Source organism: Microcystis sp. M31BS1 (assembly GCF_020245285.1).
Lineage (GTDB): Bacteria > Cyanobacteriota > Cyanobacteriia > Cyanobacteriales > Microcystaceae > Microcystis > Microcystis panniformis.
This window is the reverse complement of sequence record NZ_JADBVE010000123.1, coordinates 1-19643: the sequence shown is the minus strand read 5'-3', so window position 1 is coordinate 19643 and position 19643 is coordinate 1. Positions and strand designations below refer to the sequence as shown.

General features: G+C 45.4%; 19 protein-coding genes and 1 pseudogene. 10 read left to right on the top strand and 10 right to left on the bottom strand.

Annotated elements, in window-relative coordinates:
* Positions 1-248: 248 nt before the first annotated feature.
* Positions 249-1283: a pyruvate dehydrogenase (acetyl-transferring) E1 component subunit alpha gene (pdhA, locus tag IM509_RS07080; RefSeq protein WP_072927057.1), complete on the bottom strand. Its 1035-nt coding sequence runs from the start codon at positions 1281-1283 to the stop codon at positions 249-251.
* A gap of 247 nt (positions 1284-1530) precedes the next feature.
* On the opposite strand from pdhA, the gene IM509_RS07075 reads away from it, so the two are divergent.
* Positions 1531-3789 (top strand): IMS domain-containing protein, encoded by a 2259-nt coding sequence (locus IM509_RS07075; protein ID WP_052276477.1) that lies wholly within the window; start codon positions 1531-1533, stop codon positions 3787-3789.
* A gap of 33 nt (positions 3790-3822) precedes the next feature.
* Here the strand turns inward: IM509_RS07075 and IM509_RS07070 are convergent, their stop codons facing one another.
* A complete protein-coding gene (locus tag IM509_RS07070; RefSeq protein WP_287716737.1) occupies positions 3823-4005 on the bottom strand; it encodes a hypothetical protein in 183 nt (60 codons plus the stop codon).
* 268 nt (positions 4006-4273) lie between these two features.
* On the opposite strand from IM509_RS07070, the gene IM509_RS07065 reads away from it, so the two are divergent.
* Positions 4274-4591, top strand: coding sequence for a KGG domain-containing protein (locus IM509_RS07065; protein WP_052276476.1), 318 nt, complete (start codon positions 4274-4276; stop codon positions 4589-4591).
* 98 nt (positions 4592-4689) lie between these two features.
* On the opposite strand, the gene IM509_RS07060 is transcribed toward IM509_RS07065, so the two are convergent.
* From IM509_RS07060 to IM509_RS07050, 3 genes are all read right to left on the bottom strand, one after another.
* Positions 4690-5238, bottom strand: coding sequence for a DUF2808 domain-containing protein (locus IM509_RS07060; RefSeq protein ID WP_052276475.1), 549 nt, complete (start codon positions 5236-5238; stop codon positions 4690-4692).
* Between the two features lie 118 nt (positions 5239-5356).
* Positions 5357-5821, bottom strand: coding sequence for an SsrA-binding protein SmpB (smpB, locus tag IM509_RS07055; RefSeq protein ID WP_052276474.1), 465 nt, complete (start codon positions 5819-5821; stop codon positions 5357-5359).
* Positions 5822-6102: 281 nt separating this feature from the next.
* Positions 6103-6264: a hypothetical protein gene (locus tag IM509_RS07050; protein ID WP_287716735.1), complete on the bottom strand. Its 162-nt coding sequence runs from the start codon at positions 6262-6264 to the stop codon at positions 6103-6105.
* Positions 6265-6333: 69 nt separating this feature from the next.
* Here IM509_RS07050 and psb29 point away from each other — a divergent pair, with 69 nt between their 5' ends.
* Both psb29 and cofH read left to right on the top strand, forming a co-directional pair.
* Positions 6334-7020, top strand: a complete 687-nt coding sequence (gene psb29, locus IM509_RS07045; RefSeq protein ID WP_174237732.1) for a photosystem II biogenesis protein Psp29 — start codon at positions 6334-6336, stop codon at positions 7018-7020.
* A gap of 137 nt (positions 7021-7157) precedes the next feature.
* Positions 7158-8294 carry a 7,8-didemethyl-8-hydroxy-5-deazariboflavin synthase subunit CofH gene (cofH, locus tag IM509_RS07040; RefSeq protein ID WP_185237274.1) on the top strand — a complete coding sequence of 379 codons (1137 nt, stop codon included), beginning with the start codon at positions 7158-7160 and terminating at the stop codon, positions 8292-8294.
* Positions 8295-8323: 29 nt separating this feature from the next.
* On the opposite strand, the gene purM is transcribed toward cofH, so the two are convergent.
* Entirely contained in the window at positions 8324-9349 is a 1026-nt protein-coding gene (gene purM, locus IM509_RS07035) for a phosphoribosylformylglycinamidine cyclo-ligase (protein ID WP_185237278.1), read from the bottom strand.
* 505 nt (positions 9350-9854) lie between these two features.
* Between purM and IM509_RS07030 the strand changes: the two genes are divergently transcribed.
* Positions 9855-10145: a DUF4164 family protein gene (locus IM509_RS07030; protein ID WP_052276466.1), complete on the top strand. Its 291-nt coding sequence runs from the start codon at positions 9855-9857 to the stop codon at positions 10143-10145.
* Positions 10146-10229: 84 nt separating this feature from the next.
* Here the strand turns inward: IM509_RS07030 and radC are convergent, their stop codons facing one another.
* Together radC and IM509_RS07020 are read right to left on the bottom strand one after the other, a co-directional pair.
* Positions 10230-10961, bottom strand: coding sequence for a RadC family protein (gene radC, locus IM509_RS07025; RefSeq protein WP_002753303.1), 732 nt, complete (start codon positions 10959-10961; stop codon positions 10230-10232).
* Between the two features lie 97 nt (positions 10962-11058).
* Positions 11059-12246, bottom strand: coding sequence for an aspartate aminotransferase (locus IM509_RS07020; RefSeq protein ID WP_185237275.1), 1188 nt, complete (start codon positions 12244-12246; stop codon positions 11059-11061).
* A 371-nt stretch (positions 12247-12617) separates the two neighbouring features.
* Here IM509_RS07020 and IM509_RS07015 point away from each other — a divergent pair, with 371 nt between their 5' ends.
* Positions 12618-13904, top strand: a complete 1287-nt coding sequence (locus IM509_RS07015; RefSeq protein ID WP_052276463.1) for an FAD-binding oxidoreductase — start codon at positions 12618-12620, stop codon at positions 13902-13904.
* Between the two features lie 9 nt (positions 13905-13913).
* Positions 13914-15269 (top strand): (Fe-S)-binding protein, encoded by a 1356-nt coding sequence (locus IM509_RS07010; RefSeq protein WP_052276462.1) that lies wholly within the window; start codon positions 13914-13916, stop codon positions 15267-15269.
* 42 nt (positions 15270-15311) lie between these two features.
* Here IM509_RS07010 and IM509_RS07005 read toward each other — a convergent pair whose 3' ends face one another.
* Together IM509_RS07005 and IM509_RS07000 are read right to left on the bottom strand one after the other, a co-directional pair.
* Positions 15312-16745 (bottom strand): phosphoglucomutase/phosphomannomutase family protein, encoded by a 1434-nt coding sequence (locus IM509_RS07005; RefSeq protein ID WP_052276461.1) that lies wholly within the window; start codon positions 16743-16745, stop codon positions 15312-15314.
* 187 nt (positions 16746-16932) lie between these two features.
* A complete protein-coding gene (locus tag IM509_RS07000; RefSeq protein WP_004160301.1) occupies positions 16933-17277 on the bottom strand; it encodes a hypothetical protein in 345 nt (114 codons plus the stop codon).
* 499 nt (positions 17278-17776) lie between these two features.
* On the opposite strand from IM509_RS07000, the gene IM509_RS06995 reads away from it, so the two are divergent.
* The 3 genes and pseudogenes from IM509_RS06995 to IM509_RS06985 form a co-directional block, all read left to right on the top strand.
* Positions 17777-18610 (top strand): photosystem II manganese-stabilizing polypeptide, encoded by an 834-nt coding sequence (locus tag IM509_RS06995; protein ID WP_004160298.1) that lies wholly within the window; start codon positions 17777-17779, stop codon positions 18608-18610.
* 117 nt (positions 18611-18727) lie between these two features.
* Positions 18728-19087 (top strand): hypothetical protein, encoded by a 360-nt coding sequence (locus tag IM509_RS06990; protein WP_052276459.1) that lies wholly within the window; start codon positions 18728-18730, stop codon positions 19085-19087.
* A pseudogene (locus tag IM509_RS06985) lies at positions 19066-19643 on the top strand (IS4 family transposase); the annotation flags it as partial. The gene IM509_RS06990 and the pseudogene IM509_RS06985, both read left to right, overlap by 22 nt.

Sequence of the window (19643 nt, the reverse complement as noted above, 5' to 3'; positions counted from 1 at the left end):
ACCGCAACACCATCAAGATGTCTTGTCTAACAACGCTTTACCAATAAAGCTGAGAGGGAATCCGAACTAGGGAAGTATTCGGAGGTCTGTACCAGATTGTGTCTCGATGCGGTAGTCTCTACTTGCGTCGCCTAAATTGGTCTAGGCAAGCCCCGTCCCTTTTAGGGCGGGGTTAGTGACAGAATACCTTAAGTAATCAGTGATCACTGATTACTCAAATCTGAATAACTGGTAACTGATCACTGAAATTACTCGTCTTCGGCGAAAATAAAGCGAGTTAGTTCACTAGGATCGGGTTCGGGGCTAGATTCGGCAAATTTAACCGCGGCTTCGATTTCAGCTTGAATTTTCTCCTCGATTTCTTTTAATTCCTCTCTCGTGGCCAGATCTCGCTCGTAGAGATAGGCGGCAAAGCGAGTGATCGGATCTCTTTCGCCCCAGAATTGTTTCTCGTCAGCACTGCGTAACTCGTCGGGATCTGCCAGAGAGTGACCCCGGAAACGATAGGTTAAGGCCTCAATCAAAGTCGGCCCCTCACCGGCGCGGGCGCGGGCTACAGCTTCTCTGGCGGCGGCATGAACGGCGACCACATCCATACCGTCCACTTCCACACCGACCATACTAAAAACACTGGCTTTTTTATAGATTTCCGGTTGAGAAGTGGCTCGATCGTGGGCCATACCGATCGCCCACTTATTATTTTCCACCACATAGATAATCGGCAACTTCCAGAGGGCGGCCATATTCAGACACTCAAAAAACTGGCCATTATTACTCGCCCCATCCCCAAAGAAACAGACCGTTACCTGATCGGCACTGGCATCAGCCATGGCTTCCCGACGGTATTTACTTTGAAAAGCCGCCCCGGTTGCGACGGGAATCCCCTCGGCCACAAAAGCGTAACCCCCTAAAAGCTTATGTTCGGCGGAAAACATATGCATGGAGCCGCCCCGTCCTTTACTACAGCCGGTAGCTTTGCCGAATAACTCCGCCATTACCTCCTTAGCGGGAACTCCGGCACTGAGGGCGTGGACGTGATCGCGATAGGTGCTAGAAACGTAATCTTCTCCCTGACGCAAGGCTTTAATAATACCGCTAGATATCGCTTCCTGACCGTTGTAGAGATGGACAAAACCGAACATTTTGCCCCGATAATACATTTCGGCGCATTTATCTTCAAACATCCGCCCCAAAACCATATCCTCGTATAGGCGAAGACCTTCAGCTTTGGTAATAATGATGGAAGCAGGATTAAAGGTTGGTAAAGTACGTTCGGAAATCATAGGGTCTGTAGTATCATTTAGACAACAAAAAGGCAAGGGGAGAGGAAGCGGTAGATTTTTCGAGAATTCTGGCAGTGAATTTTTTGGTCTTAAACCAAGGGGTTCTTAGTATTTTCTCTCTCAAATCTAATCTTAGTCAGTCAGAGATTGGCTAGGATAAGATGGTATCTTGTTATTTTACTCGCTCCGCTCTCACTTACATCATTTAATTCACTAAGGACTCTCCAGAGTTGAGGTACAGCTAACCGTGCGAATTCCTCTTGACTACTACAGGATATTGGGAATCCCCTTTCAGGTGAGTGCCGAGCAGATTGATTTGGCCCACGCCGATCGGGGACGGCAATTGCCACGTCAAGAATACAGTCAAACAGCGATCGTTGCCCGTCAGCACTTGTTAGATCAAGCTTACCAAGTGTTAAGTGATCCAGATCGCCGTCGTGATTACGATGCCCAATTTTTCGACCCCAATCCCCTGCTTCTCAACCCAGAAAGCAGCACCGAAAACCTCGATTCTCAGGCTGGGGAGGTGGCTGCTGCTTCCTCAGAATATCCCACTCCCCAGATTACCATTGCCCCCGCCGATCTAGTGGGAGCTTTGCTCATCCTGCAAGAGTTGGGAGAGTACGAGTTAGTGATTCGTTTGGCGGAAACTTATCTAGATTTGGAGCCAACTACTCGCCCAGACATGATCTTAACCTTGGCTTTGGCCTACGGGGAATTAAGTCGGGAATATTGGCAGGATAAAAATTATGAACAGGCGGCCAGCACCGCGGCCAAAGCCCTGACTTGGTTGGAACAAGAACAAATGTTCCCGCAAGTGGCCAGCGAGATTCGCCATGATTGTGATCGCTTGCGTCCCTACCGGGTTCTGGAATTGTTATCCCAGGAAAAAAAACCTAGTCTTGCCCGTCAGCGCGGCTTAAATCTCTTGGAGGAGATGTTGGCCGCTCGCGGCGGCATCGATGGCCAGGGCGACGATCGCTCTGGGTTGGGGGTGGATAATTTTTTACGCTTTATTCAACAGTTACGGGTTTATTTAACTCAGGCCGAACAGGAAAAAATCTGGGCAAAAGAGGCACAACGCCCCTCGTCGGTGGGTAATTATCTGTTGGTTTATGCCTTGATTGCCCGCGGTTTCGCCCAAAAACAACCCGCCGCTATCGTTGCGGCCAGCGCTCGCTTGCAGCAATTACAAAAACATCAGGATGTCTCCCTCGAGCGATCGATCTGCGCCCTACTGCTCGGTCAAACCGAACAAGCAAGCACAATTTTAGAAAAAAGTCAAGAGCAAGAAATATTAAATTATATTAAGGAACAATCCGGGCAATCTCCCGATCTCTTACCTGGGTTATGTCGTTACGGTGAGCGTTGGTTACAAACAGAAGTTTTCTGCCATTTTAGTGATTTGGTTGAGCGGAAAGCCTCACTAAAAGAGTATTTTGCCGAGGAAGAGGTACAAAATTATTTAGAAGAATTGTCAGGTTTTCCTGACGAAAAAGTTCCCGTGTCGGTTCAAGAAAAGGTTGGCGAACCTTTAGAATCGGAAGTAACTGTTCTCAAAACCCACACCCCCCCCACCCATTTAAACCCAGTGCCAGGAGCGACACCGATGAGGGAATCTGCTTATTCTTCCCACTCTCGTCCCCAAAAACCGTCTTTAGCTAGAGCTAACGGTGAGCGGACAAGCTCTGCTGTACCTGCCCTGAGAGCCACTGCTCAGGAGGAAACTTTCACCCCCTATACTCAGGGCAGTGTGGTGGTGACAGCAGCCTATCGTCAACCGGCACTTAATCCCCTCCGTCGTCGTCCCCGTCGCTCGCGTACCCCAGCAGCGGGTAACTCCGGGCCGGCAGCCCCAGAAACGGTAAAAACTGCCCTAGTCCCACCGAAACGGAGACGACCGGCCCGCAGAAAACTACGACTCGATCGAGTGGCAATATTGGGGGTAGGATTAGTGGGAACGCTCGCAGTTTTGTCCTTGGGGATAAAGGCAATTGTCGATAGTCAATCTCCTTTGGCAGCCTTGCAAGGGGAACAGTTACCGATTTCTTTAAATACTCCCATACTAGAAATTCCTTCGGCTAATGCGGAAGTGATGGAAGGGATTCCCTTGGACAAGGAAACAGCCAAGGAGACGATTCAAGCTTGGTTAGCAGCAAAATCGGCCGCTTTTGGCAGTGAACACCAAAAAGAGCAATTGAAAGAGGTTTTAACGGGTTCAGCCTTGGAACTTTGGCAAAAACGGGCGGCGGCTTTACAGGGAAATAACTATTGGCGCTACGATCATCAAGTGGATGTGCGATCGGTTACTAATAATGCGAAAAATCCTAATTTAGCGACAGTAGAAGCGATAGTCAACGAAAAGGCCATGTATTTCCATAATGGCAAAGAAATTGTCAATAGTTCCTATAATAAGTCCTTGAACGTGCGCTATGATTTGGTACGGCAAGGAGATAAATGGTTGATCGAAAACACCGAAGTCTTAAAAACCAAAGTTTTACCCTGATTTTTCCCGATTAAATCCCCAAAAAACTAGGCTTTAGGCTGCCCGCACACCCAAAAAAGGCTGCATGGCAGCCTTTTCAGTGGGAAGTGGGGAAGTGGGGAAGTGGGGAGAAGGGAGAAGAGCCAAAAAAGCTGATAACTGATAACTGATAACTGATAACTGATAACTGATAACTGAAGACCGACTCCTGCAAAGGCAAACTTTGTACCTCACCATTAAGATAACTTCTATATCTTTAGACTGATAAATGCTCGATTCTCTTAATATTTTTTAACATAAAATCTGCTCTTTGATTGCTGTCATTGGTTCCCTAGAAGTCAAGCTAATGAGTTATGATCCTAGGTAGGAATACATAGTTCTTAGAGGAAAAAGCGGGGCAATCTCAATGTTTTGCCCACCCACAAGACCATGATTTTGATGTTTTAAAAATCTCGCATAAGTCTTTAAGAACTTTCAAAATCAGCATTCACACAGGAGGGATATTATGACAGGTAAGAGTAAACGCGGTTTTGCCTCTATGGATCAAGCTAAACAAAAGGAAATCGCTAGTAAAGGTGGTAAAGCTGCTCATCAAAAAGGTACAGCCCACGAATTTACCTCCGAAGAAGCTCGCGAAGCGGGACGAAAGGGTGGTGAAGCGGTTAGCCGGGATCGCGCCCACATGGCAGCTATTGGACGAGAAGGGGGGAAAAATTCCCACAAAGGCAGTCGCAAAAACTTAAACTCCGAGGAAAATTACCCAACCAACGAGTCTATAGGTGAAAATTCCTCAGATTTTAGCAACTCGGAGGCGAATAGTTAACTTTTGTTGACTTTTTCTCAGACTGAGAGGGTTTTGGGGTGTTGGGGTTTTAGTTGAATTCCCCATTCCCCCATTTCCCCATTTCATCAATAAATACTTTAAGGTTCGATACTGACAATCCAAGTCCCAACGTAGAGACGGACGGGAATATTGCCAGAGGCAATCACATCACAGGTAAAGTAATAAGTGCCTAATTGAGGATTTCTGACATTAGACATGACGATTTCAACTTTGCTGGTCGGATCGATCGCTTGTTCGGGGACAATTTGAATAACGCGACTATCCTTATCCCAAACCACTTCCTTTAAAGGTAAAGATTTGCCGTTGATGCGTACCTCGATTTTATTGGTGTCAAACTGGCCGTTAAAATAATCGGGATAGGAAATAAAAAAAGCTGAAGCCCCTTGGGAGAGTTTTTTCGGCGGAATATAGAATTTATAACGATCCATTTGCTTGGGACGACCGCCAAATTGCAAGAAATAATCTAAGATATCCTTGCGATCAACGCCACTAAAAATTGTTAGGCCGGGGTTGCCATTGGCTAAAGTTATTTTTGGTAAAATAATTCCCGCACCCACAGCTAAAGATAGAGCAATTAAAGCGGGTGCCTTAGCATATTTAATTACTTTTGTCAAGACTTTTAACATAAATTTTAACCCAAGGTGAGGGAGATGGTGACGGCCGCAAGGAGCCTAATACAGTTCAACTCTAACAAAACTCGATCGTTTCTTACCTAGACCTTTGCCAGTCCGATAAGTGTCTTGGTTAACGCTTCATCGCTCGTGCCATATCCCGTTGATCCTGACGACGTTTCAAATCTTCGCGTTTATCGTGTAATTTCTTGCCTCTACCGAGGCCAATGCTGATTTTTACCCAACTACCTTTAAAATACATCTTCAAAGGCACAAGAGTTAAACCTTTCTGTTCCACTTGACCGATGAGTTTGCTGATTTCCTTTTTGTGCATCAACAATTTTCTCGTCCGGCGCGGATCGTGATTAAAATATTCGCTACTCTGTTCGTAGGGGGAAATATGAACGTTAATTAACACCGCTTCACCATTGCGGACTAAAACGTAACCATCCCGCAGGTTTACCTTACCGGCACGCACGGATTTAACCTCGGTCCCCACCAACTGCACCCCCGCTTCAAAAGTCTCTAAAATCTCGTAGAGATGGCGTGCTTGCCGGTTATCACTGATAATTTTGATTTTGTCGTCTTGATTGGCCATATAGTCAAGTGAAAAGTGAAAAAGCTGTTGAGTGTTGGGGTGTTGGGGTTTTGGGGGTCAGGGTTTTAGGGTTTTAGGGTTTTAGGGTTTTAGGGTGTTGGGGTTTTAGGGTGTTGGGGTTTTAGGGTGTTGGGGTGTTGGGGTTTTAGGGTGTTGGGGTGTTGGGGTTTTAGGGTGTTAGGGTTTTAGGGTGTTGGGGTGTTGGGGTTTTAGGGTGTTGGGGTTTTAGGGTTTTAGGGTGTTAGGGTTTTAGGGTGTTAGGGTTTTAGGGTGTTGGGGTTTTAGGGTTTTAGTTGAAATTCCCCATTTCCCCATTTCCCCATTTCCCCATTTCCCCATTTCCCCATTTCCCCATTTCCCCATTTCTCCATTTCTCCATTTCCCCATCTTACTCGCTCTTTTGCTCTCTCTGGACTGACCCCGGGCTGCTCTTTGGTAATCACCGGCCTTGTCAGGGGGAACCAGAAGGGGGAAAATGAGAGCAGTGTTAAATTTTTATGAAGTTTGGTTCTGTGGATAAAATTCGCACCGTTTCCGATAGTAAGCGTGATTTTTATACTCGCCACACCCGCCCCATCAATTCGGTGTATCGGCGCGTGGTTGAGGAATTATTAGTCGAGATGCACCTGCTCTCCGTTAATGTAGATTTCCATTATGATCCAATTTATGCCCTTGGGGTGGTTACTTCTTTCGAGAAGTTCATGGAAGGCTATCGTCCGGGGGAGGATAAACCGAATATTTTTAATGCTTTGTGCCAAGCGGTTAATGGTAATCCCGAAGTCTATCGTCGTGATGCCGAAAATATGATCGCTATTGCCAAAGAAACTAATATTGATTCCTTGCTTTCCCAACTGCAAAACCCTGCTCTAGGTGGTAACAATCAGTTGTCTGATAGTCTAGTTTCGGTGATCAACGCTCCTAAGTTTAAGTATAGTCGCCTGTTTGCCATCGGTCTCTATACCATTTTAGCGGAAGCACAACCAGACATGATCAAGGAAAAAGAAAAACGCGAACCAATTTTGCAAAAGTTCTCAGAAATTCTGCATCTCTCCAGCGAGAAACTGCAAAAAGACCTCGATGTTTATCGCAGTAATCTTGATAAAATGGATCAGCTGCTCAAGGTTATCGAAGATGCCCTAGAAGCAGAAAAGAAAAAACGTCAACAAAAAGAACAGGAAAAACAAACCACCCCGCAATAAAGGCTCTCAACCGGAAATTACCGCGTGCAGACAAGGGAATAGGGAACAGAAAAAGGATTAAATCGGCTCTCTTTCTTTACTGTTCCTTCTGACCTCGTTCTAAAATTAAGATCGGCAACCCTTAATATTTATCTCCCGTGACTAACTCCTCCATCACCGCACCCGTAACCGATATTTTGGCAAAAGCGCGGTCAGGGGCGAATTTATCGGCAAAAGAAGCGATTATCTTGCTAGAAACTACCGATAACCGTTTAATTGCCCGGATTCGGGAAACCGCCGACTTTTTGCGTCGTCAACAGGCAGGAGATACCGTCACCTACGTTATCAATCGCAATATTAATTTTAGTAACATTTGTGAGCAGCATTGCAGTTTTTGTGCATTCAGACGCAATGAAGATGAAGAGGGGGCTTTCTGGCTTAATTTAGAGGAAATTATCGCTAAAGCGGCCGATGCTGTCCGTCGTGGGGCCACAGAAATTTGTATGCAGGGAGGATTAAACCCAAAAGCCAAGATTAAGGGCAATTCCTTAGACTATTACCTCGAAATTGTTAAAAACCTGAAGCAAGCCTTTCCTGACCTGCATTTACACGCTTTTTCGCCCCAAGAAGTCCAATTTATTGCTAGAGAAGACGGTTTAAGTTACGAAAAAGTTATCGCTTCCCTGCAAGAAGCAGGAGTCAATTCTCTACCGGGGACGGCTGCCGAGGTGTTAGTCGATGAGGTAAGACGGGTAATTTGTCCAGAAAAAATCGATGCTGCCACTTGGTTAGAAATAGTCGGTACTGCTCATCGCTTGGGGTTATATACCACCAGTACCATGCTCTGCGGTCATATTGAAACCCCTAGCCAACAGGTGCAGCACCTTGAAAAAATTAGAAAACAGCAAGAAATCGCCCTAGAAAATAATTATCCGGCTAAAATCACCGAATTTATTTTATTGCCTTTTGTGGGACAATCGGCCCCCAAACCCCTGAGAAATCGAGTCGGACGAGATCAACCAATTTTAGCCGATACATTAAAATTAACGGCAGTGGCGCGGATTTATTTGGGCAATAGCATTAAAAATCATCAACCCAGTTGGGTAAAATTGGGCTTACAGGGGGCGACAGAAGCCTTAAACTGGGGTTGCAACGATCTCGGTGGTACTCTCATGGAAGAACATATTACCACTATGGCCGGGGCCCTGGGCGGTACTTGTTTGACCGTCGAGGAATTAGCAACGGCGATTAAATCCCTCGATCGCCCGGCCCGTCAACGGGATACAATCTATTAAGTAGGGTTTGCTGAAAGAGTATTTTGAGCTTAATCAAGCCCAACAATTTCCCCCTTACCGGCAATCACTTCGCCGATTTGGTAGGCATTAATCCCAGAGGATTGGAGTTGATTAATAGTCAATTGCGCCAGATCCGATGGGACAATGATCACAAAACCGATACCCATATTAAAAGTATTAAACATGGCTTCGGCATTAACCGAACCCATCTGGGCTAACCAGTGAAAAATCGGCAAAACTGGCCAACTTTCGCGGTAAATCTGCACAGAATGCCCTTTACCTAAGCAGCGGGGCAAATTTTCCGGGATGCCACCCCCGGTAATGTGGGCCATGGCGTGAATATCTAACCCAGAGCGCAGCAGTTCTAGCACAGGTTTGACATAAAGTCTAGTGGGAGTTAACAAAACTTCACCTAAGCTAGAGCCGGACAAAATTTCGGGGCAATCTTGCCAATTTAAGCCCTGGGTGTCGATAATCTTGCGAACAAGACTAAAACCGTTACTGTGAACCCCACTACTGGCTAAACCGATAGCCACATCGCCGATTTGCACCTTACTGCCGTCGAGTAATTGACTTTTTTCGACAATACCGACGCAAAAACCGGCTAAATCGTACTCTCCCGCCGAATAAAACCCCGGCATCTCCGCCGTTTCCCCTCCCAAAAGAGTACAACCACTATCACGACAGGCCCTAGCGATTCCCGATACCACCGCCGCTAACTGTGACGCTTCCAGTTTACCAGTGGCCAGATAATCCAAGAAAAATAAAGGTTCAGCCCCAGAGGTGAGGACATCGTTGACGCACATGGCCACGAGGTCAATTCCCACCGTATCATGACGATTGAGACTATGGGCAATTTTTAGCTTGGTTCCTACACCATCAGTTCCCGATACTAACACTGGTTGCCGATAACCGGAAGGTAACTGAAAATAGCCGCCAAAACCGCCTAAACCGCCGATAACTTCGGGACGGAAGGTACTTTCCACATTTTGGCGAATTTTCTCGACAAAAGCGCGTCCCGCTTCCACATCCACGCCCGCTTCTTTATAATCCATGCCCAATTGACCGATTGTATCTCTCAAATTTTACCCAGATTTCGGTCCCATGGGAATTATAAATTATGAATTATGAATTATGAATTATGAATTGGGAGGTAAAGCGTAGGGTGCGTGAGACGGAAAATTGCTGCTTTGACTCGAAGGTGAGAATCCGTCGTAACGCAGCACCTATCATCGACTAAGTAGCCAGTTACAATTAAAGATAAAATACAGAGAACCAGAAGTCTGCGCCACTATCTGACAATTAATTGAGATTACTTAATTCGGGTTTGCTTAAAAAGTACGGGCGAAGCATTCGGATAGAAAATCTGCGGTTTCACCGATAGGTTATTACCCGAATGCTTCGCCCCTACAGGACGCAATCGCCGCTCAAGATGCCAGGTTTTGAAGCACGATTATCTCAAAATCTTGCACCTGTTTCGCAAGAAAAGCCACAAAACTCTTACCTTGCCTACATTTCACATTTATTCAGCAAGCCCTAATTAATTAGGAGTTTAGCAAAATGTCTAACGAAACGGTCACTTATTCCCTTGAGGCTGTCTTGACAAGGATTGAGGGGAAAATCGACTTTTTACAAAGAGATGTCAACGAGCGTTTAAACAAGCTAGAGATAGGACAATCAGAATTAAGAGGGGACATTAAAGCTTTAGATGAACGACTAACCGGAGAAATTAAAGGGTTAACTGCAAGAGTCGCTGATCAGGAATTTACCAATCGGGGGATTCTGATAGCTTTGGTTGTTGCCATTTTAGGAGGAGCGGCCAAAATTTTTGGTTTTCTCCCCAATCCTTGACAGCGATCGCATAATGTTTGAAGAAATTAACGCCCAATTGAAACGGCTAAAAAATTAAACTACAAAGATCGAGTGTCTTTTCTGTCAATCTTCTTGGGGATATTTTTCCCAAAGATCCGTGATTTGGCGAAGACTTTGGAAGTTGCCATTACCGAGGATCAAATGATCTAGGAGAGGAATGGCTAGATAGGTAGCTCCCTGTAATAATTGTTCTGTGAGTAAAATATCGTCTTGACTAGGCACAAGTGACCCGGTGGGGTGATTATGGGCGATAATTAACTTAGTAGCTGATTGTTTCACTACTTCTCGAAAGATTTCTCGCGGATGTACCAGTGTTTCTGTAGCTGTGCCGATAGTAATCACTTTGAGTGCGATTAACTGATTTTTGACATCGAGTAAAATAACGGCGAAACGTTCCTGAGACTGATACATTAGTTCGTGTCCAAGTATGGCGGCAGCGGTATCGGGACTATCGATAACCATTTTTTCCGTCGGTCGTCGTTGAAAAGCTCGTTTTCCCAATTCGATCGCCGCTAGAATAGTAGTAGCCTTAGCCGGTCCAATGCCATGAATAGCGGTTAATTCTTGGGGGTGAATATCCCTCAAAACGTCCAAAGGATCCCGGCGATATTTACTCAATTCGTTGAGAATATGCTGTCCTAAACCCACGGCCGAGAGTTTCCCCTTACCTTGACCTGTAGCCAGTAAAATCGCTAATAATTCGGCGTTACTGAGGTTTTTCGCCCCGACACTGATTAAACGTTCCCTCGGTCTTTCACTGACGGGAATATCGGCAATTCTTAAGCTGTAGGTCATGGAAGTGGCAAGCTACCGCGATAAAATTCCATCATAATCGCAATTTTAGCCAGTGCCTAGAGGGATTTGGCCGGTAAATCAAGGGGAAAAACTCTCCTTACCGATAGCGAATTCCCGCATCTTCGAGGCGCTGTAAAGCTTCCCCTAATCGCGGGATATCGGCGATTAAACTGACGCGCACATAACCTTCCCCTCCCTCTCCAAAAGCATTACCCGGAGTGACGACGACACCAGTTTTTTGCAGGACGCTGAGGGCAAAATCCGTGGAAGTCATGCCGACGCTACAGGGAATCCAGAGATACATTGTCGCCTTAGAGGGGGGAATATCCCAACCTAATTGCCCCAAACCTTTGATTAAAAAATCTCGTCGCTGCCGGTATCTTTCCTGTACTTGTTTGACGTATTCATCCGGCAGTTGTAGGGCGGTTTCGGCCGCTTTTTGGATGACGGAAAAGATACCATAATCGAGATTAGTTTTCAGGGTGCGTAACCCTTGAATAATATCGGCATTGCCCACGACAAAACCGACGCGCCACCCGGCCATATTATAGGTTTTCGAGAGGGTATGAAATTCTACACTAATCTCTTTTGCCCCCGGAATTTCTAATAAACTGGTGGGCTGATAACCATCAAAACTCAATTCAGCATAACAGAGATCATGGACGAGCATAATCTCATACTGCTGGGCCCAAGCAACGATTTTTTCAAAAAATTCCAGGGGGGCAACGGCGGCGGTGGGATTACTGGGATAGTTAAAATAGAGGATTTTCGCCTGTTTAGCCACATCTTCGGGGATAGAATCGATATCTATCAGCCAATCCTGTTCTGCTTTTAAAATAATCGGGTATAGCGTCGCCCCAGCAATCAAAGGACCGCGAAAATGGGCGGGATAGGCGGGACTGGGAACTAAGACCACATCGCCGGGGTTAACATAAGCTAGGGCGAGGTGAGATAGGCCCTCTTTGGAACCGAGCAAGGGTAAAGCTTCGTTATCGGGATTGAGTTCCACACCATAAGAGCGATCATACCATTTAGCGATCGCTTCTCGAAAACTGGCGGTTCCTTCAAAGGGGGGATAACCGTGAAATTGGGGCGTTTCAAAAGCTTGAATGGCCGCTTCGATAACCGGACGCGGAGCAAAACCGTCCGGGTTGCCCATACCTAAATCGATTAAATCTAGTCCTTCTTTGCGGGCTAAGGCTTTTAATTCATCCAAGCGGGCGAAAACGTAGGGGGGTAAGGCACTTAATCGCTTGGCGCGGCTATTCGTCCAATCTACACTCATTACTTCTTGGCTTACTGATCGAGGTAATCTACCATTATGGCACGAGTGTATGGCTAATTTAAGTAGGTAGGCGTTAAAAATTATCAGATGCCCCCCTTATTAAGGGGGGATTAAGGGGGGACTAAGGGGGGATCGAACCTAAAATCCATTTTTAATTTAATTATAACCAGCTACTTAGCAGTTAGTTATTAGCTGACTTCTTTGTGCCTCAATATTGCTGGAATTGCCCGACATCGGAGATGGAGAGCCAAACTAAGGTAATCTAATTAATAGAGGCCCAAAATTACTGATTAGCCCCAGCATTACCCCCATTCTTCGCCATTAGCGGCCGGTAAGTCCTGACTCCTCACTCCTCAATTCTTTTGTAAAATATGACTGCGATCGCTGTTCAGATAACTTCTATTTTACCCCCCGACACGACGGTTATTGCCTGGCCACAAGTGCCAAAAGAGGAACAAGAAAGATTATCAAGGGCAATTAGGGGCAAAAGTCCTGAAATTCTAGTCTATCCCGCTAATACAACCGCTTTATCCTCTCTGGTGCGTTTTACCAACGAAAATCGTCTGTCTTTACTGGCCTACGGTCAAGGCAGTAAATTAGATTGGGGTGGGTTAGTCGAGTCGCCCGATATTTTAGTTAGTACCCAAAATCTCAACCGGATTATTGACCATGCTAGGGGAGATTTAACTATAACCGTGCAAGCTGGGCTTAAACTAGCGGATTTACAGGCTTTTTTAGCTCCTAGCGGTCAATTTATTCCTCTTGATCCCAGTTTCGCTGATAATGCCACGATTGGCGGTATTATGGCCACGGCCGATGCGGGAACATGGCGGCAAAGATACGGTGGAGTCCGGGATCTGATCCTAGGATTCTCCTTTATCCGTCACGATGGCGAGATTGCTAAAGCTGGAGGGCGTGTGGTCAAGAATGTGGCGGGATACGACATGATGAAGCTATTTACGGGTTCCTACGGCACTTTAGGGATTATCGATCAGATTACCCTACGACTGTATCCCGAAACTGCTAACTCAGAAACCCTGATAATCACTGGAAATAGCGAAAATATTAGTAAATTAAGTCAAGTTATTCGGCAATCGGCCTTAACTCCCACCGTGGCTGAATGTTTAAACCCAGGGATGACGCAAGCACTAGGATTAGGGGAAAAAGTCGCTTTACTGCTGCGTTTTCAAAGCATTCCCGAAAGTATTAGCGAACAATCGCAACAGGTGAGTTATTTAGGACAACAGTTAGATTGTCAGACTAATTATTATCGGGATGAGGCAGCAGTTTCTCTATGGCAAAGATACCGAAAAACAATGGATAATTCCGGCCAAGAGGGCAATTTTTTCGGCAAAATAGGATTATTACCCAGCAATTTAGCTCTAGTTATCGACCAAATTAACGGACTAGCCTCGATTAATATTAGTAGCGGGGTGGGTAAAGTTATCTTAAAATCGGAGGAAAATCTTGACAAAATTCGCTCTTTATGCAGTGCCAATCAGGGTTATCTAACGGTGTTAACCGCACCTCCATCGCTAAAGGAAAAAATTGAACCTTGGGGTTATACAGGTAACGCAATCACCATGATGAAAACCCTAAAAACTAAATTCGATCCTCACGGTATTTTTAGTCCTGAACGCTTTCTTAACAAAATCTAATTAAAAATTATGCAAACCTCCGAACATTCCGTTAACTTTCAAGAATTAATCGACCAAAAAAATCAAGGATTTGACCCCAAAAATCCCCCCGCTCAAGAATTAATCGATAGTTGTGTTCACTGTGGTTTTTGTCTTTCTACCTGTCCCAGTTATCGAGTCATTGGCAAAGAAATGGACTCCCCCCGGGGTAGAATTTATCTGATGAATGCCATCAACAAAGGAGAAGCGGTTTTAGACGAAACCACTAGCCAACATTTTGATACTTGTTTAGGTTGTTTAGCCTGTGTTAGTACCTGTCCATCGGGAGTACAATACGATCAATTAATCGCCGCAGTTCGTCCGCAAGTGGAACGCAATCAACCCCGCAGTTTTAAAGATAAAATTATTCGTTTTCTCATTTTTAATCTCTTTCCCTATCCCGTCCGTCTCAAATTATTTTTACCTTTCCTCTGGTTATATCAAACCCTAGGATTACAAACCCTAGTCAGGAAATCGGGTATCTTAAAAATGCTCTTTCCCCGTCTAGCAGCAATGGAATCAATTTTACCCAGAATTACTCTAAATTCTCTGTTTAAAAACTATGCCGATGTTATTCCCTCCCAGACTGAAAAACGCTATCGGGTGGGAGTAGTTTTAGGTTGTGTGCAGAGACTCTTTTTTTCACCAGTAAATGAAGCAACAGTGCGGGTTTTAACTGCCAATGGTTGTGAAGTGGTTATCCCAAAAACCCAGGGTTGTTGTGCCGCTTTACCCGCACACCAAGGACAGGAAAAACAAGCACAAAGTTTAGCCAGACAAATGATCGATAGTTTTGCAGAAACCGAGGTTGATTATATTATTATCAATGCGGCAGGTTGTGGTCATACTCTCAAGGAATATCATCATATTTTAGCCGATGATCCTGAATATAAAGATAAGGCTAAGGAGTTTGTGGCTAAAGTCCGCGATGCTCAAGAATTTTTAGCAACAGTGGGATTAACTGCTGATTTATCGCCGATTACCGAGACAGAATTAACCCTAGTTTATCAAGATGCCTGTCATCTTTTACACGGACAAAAAATCTCCGTGCAACCACGGCAATTATTGCAAAAAATCCCCAATATTAACTTAAAAGAACCTATCGATGCCGCCCTGTGTTGTGGTAGTGCCGGAGTTTATAATATGCTACAGCCAGATACTGCCGATGAATTAGGTCAGCAGAAAGTACGCAATTTATTAAATACTGGGGCTGCGGTGATTGCTTCTCCTAATCCGGGTTGTTCCCTACAAATTAAAAAACATCTACAATTACAGGGAAAAGATACACCCGTTATTCATCCTATCGAATTATTAGATTATGCGATTCGCGGGCTGAAAATTTCCTAAAATAGAAAAGGGGTTTCTTCAAGAAACCCCTTTTCTATTAGATTAGATATAAGTAGCCCAAGATTTGGCCCAGGCGAGAATTTCCTGAACTCGATCGAGGGTTGAAGATTCACAGTAGAGACGCAAAACCGGTTCTGTGCCACTAAAGCGAATTAACAACCAACTGCCATCTTCTAAACGGAACTTATAACCGTCCATAGTATTACAATCAGTCACTTGTTTACCGGCAATTTCCCTTAAGGGTTCCTTATCCAAAGCAGTAATTAACTGATTGCGAGCTTCCATATTAGCTAGGGGTAAATCAATACGATCATACTCAGAATGAAAACCAGTTTTATCCTGTAATTGCGCGTAAAGATCGCTTAAATCTTGGCCCGATTCTACCACTGCTTCCAAAACGTATAAAGCTGATAATAAAGCATCCCGTTCGGGAATGTGAGTACCATAACCGACACCTCCCGACTCTTCCCCACCAATTAACACAGGAGTGGTCAACATTCGATCGGCGATATACTTATAACCGATCGGGGTTTCAAAGACCGATAAACCGTATAAACTGGCTAATTTGGGGATTAAATCGGAACCGCTCACCGTTTTCACAATTTCCCCTCTCATTCCCTTTTTGCCGGCTAAATGCTCGATTAAAATCGGGATGAGATTTTGGGTGCTTAAAAAATTCCCCTGACCATCGATCGCCGCCACTCGATCGCTATCGCCATCGAAGACCAAACCTACTCGCAAAGGGGCTAAATTTGCGCTGTGAGCCAGTTTATCGATGATTTCCCTCAAATTTCTCGGTAAAGGTTCCGGAGAGCCGCCACCGAACAAAGGATCGCGATTGCCGCGTAATTCCGTGATCCCCACCCCCAAAAGACGCTCTAAACCGGTAGCCGCCGCACCGTGCATGACATCGGAATAAACTTTTAGTTGTCCCGATTTGATCGCGTTGGCAATAGCGGCAATATTAACTTTTTGGCGTAAACCCTGACAATAACTTGACCAAGGCTCAAAAGTGCTTAATTTACCTGCATTGTCCTTAAATTGCGGCGGATTAGACAATAAAGCTTCAATTTGTTGGGTAATTTCCGGCGAGACAGAACCACCAAAATAACCTTTAACCTTCAAACCGAGATATTTAGCCGGGTTATGACTGGCGGTTAACACGATCGCACCGAGAGCATTTTCCGCTCGAGCTGCCCAACTAAAAGCGGGAGTCGGAGCGTAGGATTGGGAGAGAAGCACATCAAAACCAGCTTTTTGAAGCGATTCCGCCGCAGTTTGAGCAAAATCTTCCGCCATAAACCGCCGATCATAGCCGACGATCATCGTCCGCGAACCTGTGATCTGACCATAATTATCCGCTAAAACCTGAGCCGCCAAGGGAGCGAGCAGAGCGACTCGATCGAAAGTAAAATCGGCGGCGATAATCCCGCGCCAGCCATCGGTTCCAAATTTAATCGGGTTCACGGTGGTCATGATTTACCCCTAAATATCCATTTTCCCAATACTGTAACCCGCTCCGTACCCCTTGGCGATAGGCAATGGGGGGATAGGGGAAATGGGGAAATGGGGAGATGGGGAGATGGGGAAATGGGGAATTTCAGCTAAAACCCTAAAACCCCAAAACCCCAACACCCTAACACCCTAAAAACCCAATACCTTTTCAGGTTTCTCGATCATCGGTTTTTGCCGCCGAATCGAGCGCGCCGACTTCACTGGCTAATAATTTTTCCATTAACATTTGTAACTTCATCCGTTCTATATAGGGCCATCCCCCGGTTTCCTCGATATCCCGGAGTAATCCGTATAAGTCCTTACGGGTATTGGGTAAAGATGGCTCGAACATCTGCTCGCGAATTTGCCGATGTAAATTTTCTAAAGTTCGCAGCAACATTAACAAACCGTTACAATCTCCCTGCTGTTCTTCGGCGATCGCTGTCACCGTCGTTACAAGGGAATCTAGTTGGCTATCTAATTGGCTATTATCTCCCGGCAATCGGCTATTCATCGAAATTTCTGCCCCTGAAAACAGTCACACCAATCATATCAGTCATCAGTTATGAGTTACTTAGAGCCTCCTGACTTGAAAGAGGGTGTGGGGTGTGGGGTGTGGGGAAGTGGGGAAGTGGGGAAGTGGGGTGTAGGGTGTGGGGTGTGGGGTGTGGGGAAGGAAACCTCTTTCATCTGTGGTGGTGAAAATTTTTTCATCGGGACTGACTCCTAAGCTAAGACGTATTTAAACTGCTTATTCTTCGATTAGCCGAATCTCCTCCAATCTCTTTACTGTTGCCTCTTGCCGGCTGCCTCCCGTCTCCTGACTCCTATCTCCTGACTCCTATCTCCTGACTCCTATCCCCTGCCTGCCGTCCCCTGTCTCCCATCTTCTCAATGGTCACTGATCTTTGATAAACTGAGTTTCGGTGAATTGGCGCAACCGATTCGATAATTCATCAGGCTATGGATCAAGGGTAGTAATTGTAAAGATTGACAAAGAGAGGTTGACATAGATGAGATTTCGTGCCTTGTTAGTTGCCTTTTTAGCCTTGTGCTTAGGGGTGTTGACAGCTTGTAGCGACGCGCCTAGTGCCGTCCTGAATAGAAACGAGCTAACCTATGATGAAATTTTAAACACTGGATTAGCTAACAAATGTCCGCAGATTTCCGAGTTTACCCGGGGTACTCTCCCCTTAGAAAGCGGCGAAAGTTATGTGGTGACAGATTTATGTTTGGAACCCCAAGAATATTTTGTCAAGGGTGAACCCATTAATAAGCGGGAAGCAGCCACCTTTATCCCGGGTAAACTCCTAACCAGAGATACCACCAGTTTAGAACAGATGACAGCGACCTTAACCGTAGGTGAAGACGGTGTTTTAACCCTCAAGGAAGAAGACGGTATTGATTTCCAACCCATTACCGTACAATTACCCGGAGGTGAAAGAGTTCCCCTCTTCTTTACCATTAAAGGTTTCACCGGCAAAACCGAAGCTGGATTTAGCTCTATCAACAGTTCCACGGATTTTGAAGGCGAATTTAAAGTTCCCTCCTATCGTGGCGCTGGTTTCTTAGATCCCAAAGGTCGGGGTGTGGTGACGGGTTATGATAATGCTGTCGCTTTACCCGCTAGTGCTGATAGTCAAGATTTCCAGCGTGCTAACGTCAAAGCGACGGAACTGGGTAAAGGTACTATGTCTTTACAGGTGACTAAAGTTGATGCTTCTACTGGCGAGTTTGCTGGTGTTTTTGAAAGTGAACAGCCTTCCGACACCGATTTAGGGGCAAAAGATGCTGAAGAAGTGAAAATTCGCGGCATTTTCTACGGTCGTCTCGAAGCTCGTGCCTAATTAATAAATTCAGAATTTCTGGAAATTAAGGCGAATTTCTCCCTAGAGAAGTTCGCTTTTTTTCGGCTCTCTTGGGTTAAAATAAAGGTTGACCTCGCCAGGGAGGAAGAGTTGCTCATGCCCAAGAAGACGAACAAGAAAACGGAAGCCAAAAGTTACAACCATGGCGAGGAACATCCCCAGCGCCCCGATATTGGCACGGAACCCCACTTCAAGAAGAAAAAACCCCCTGTCACCTATTGTTATGATTCCTCCTTGTCCCCGGAGTTAAACTGGGATGAAAACCCCGCACGAGAAGAAGCTGAGGCCTTAATTGAGCAAATTCTCGCAGCCGAAGATTTAGAAACCGCCAAAATAGCAGCGCGTAAACTCAAGGCAATCGGTGAACCGTTTTTAAATTGGACAGGAAAGGCCGAAAGATTATCTTTTGAAGTGCCGACTTTACCCCTGTTTGTCCATATCACGAGGCTAGACTAGCTAAACTAACAGTTAGATTTGCCAGTTTTGAAATACAAGTACCTAAGCATCACTCGAAAGCGAAGCCTAGTCAATCTCTCAAATTACAGGTAATTTTAGCTGAAGAAGAAAATCCTCATACCGGGGTTAATCCTATCAGTTGGCTCCTCTTAACTAGCCTAGACATTAGTAGCTTTGAATCGGCGATAACCTGTGTGCGCTGGTACAGTTATCTCTGGTTAATAGAACGCTATCATTTTGTTTTAAAAAGTGGTTGTGGATTAGAAAAACTGCAATTAGAAACGGGTCGGAGAATTGAGATGGCCTTAGCTACCTATTCAATTGTAGCCTGGAGATTACTCTGGTTAACCTATCAAGCACGCTTACACGGAGAGGAGAGTTGTGAAAGTTTTTTGGAAGAACATGAATGGCAATCTTTGTGTGCCACTATTCATAAAAAGGGTCCGCCACCTGAAAAGCCGCCCTCCTTGGCCAGAAGCGGTCAGAATGATTGCTTCTCTTGGGGGTTTTTTAGGTAGAAAAGGCGACGGTGAACCCGGTGTTAAAACTATTTGGT

Coding starts and splice junctions, on each gene's coding strand:
- smpB (WP_052276474.1), bottom strand. CDS start 5,821: ATGGCCAATCAAGACGACAAAATCAAAATTATCAGTGATAACCGGCAA.
- IM509_RS07010 (WP_052276462.1), top strand. CDS start 13,914: ATGCAAACCTCCGAACATTCCGTTAACTTTCAAGAATTAATCGACCAA.
- IM509_RS07005 (WP_052276461.1), bottom strand. CDS start 16,745: ATGACCACCGTGAACCCGATTAAATTTGGAACCGATGGCTGGCGCGGG.
- IM509_RS07070 (WP_287716737.1), bottom strand. CDS start 4,005: ATGGTGAGGTACAAAGTTTGCCTTTGCAGGAGTCGGTCTTCAGTTATC.
- IM509_RS07020 (WP_185237275.1), bottom strand. CDS start 12,246: ATGAGTGTAGATTGGACGAATAGCCGCGCCAAGCGATTAAGTGCCTTA.
- IM509_RS07065 (WP_052276476.1), top strand. CDS start 4,274: ATGACAGGTAAGAGTAAACGCGGTTTTGCCTCTATGGATCAAGCTAAA.
- IM509_RS06990 (WP_052276459.1), top strand. CDS start 18,728: ATGCCCAAGAAGACGAACAAGAAAACGGAAGCCAAAAGTTACAACCAT.
- IM509_RS07000 (WP_004160301.1), bottom strand. CDS start 17,277: ATGAATAGCCGATTGCCGGGAGATAATAGCCAATTAGATAGCCAACTA.
- IM509_RS06995 (WP_004160298.1), top strand. CDS start 17,777: ATGAGATTTCGTGCCTTGTTAGTTGCCTTTTTAGCCTTGTGCTTAGGG.
- pdhA (WP_072927057.1), bottom strand. CDS start 1,283: ATGATTTCCGAACGTACTTTACCAACCTTTAATCCTGCTTCCATCATT.
- radC (WP_002753303.1), bottom strand. CDS start 10,961: ATGACCTACAGCTTAAGAATTGCCGATATTCCCGTCAGTGAAAGACCG.
- IM509_RS07015 (WP_052276463.1), top strand. CDS start 12,618: ATGACTGCGATCGCTGTTCAGATAACTTCTATTTTACCCCCCGACACG.
- IM509_RS07060 (WP_052276475.1), bottom strand. CDS start 5,238: ATGTTAAAAGTCTTGACAAAAGTAATTAAATATGCTAAGGCACCCGCT.
- IM509_RS07030 (WP_052276466.1), top strand. CDS start 9,855: ATGTCTAACGAAACGGTCACTTATTCCCTTGAGGCTGTCTTGACAAGG.
- purM (WP_185237278.1), bottom strand. CDS start 9,349: ATGGATTATAAAGAAGCGGGCGTGGATGTGGAAGCGGGACGCGCTTTT.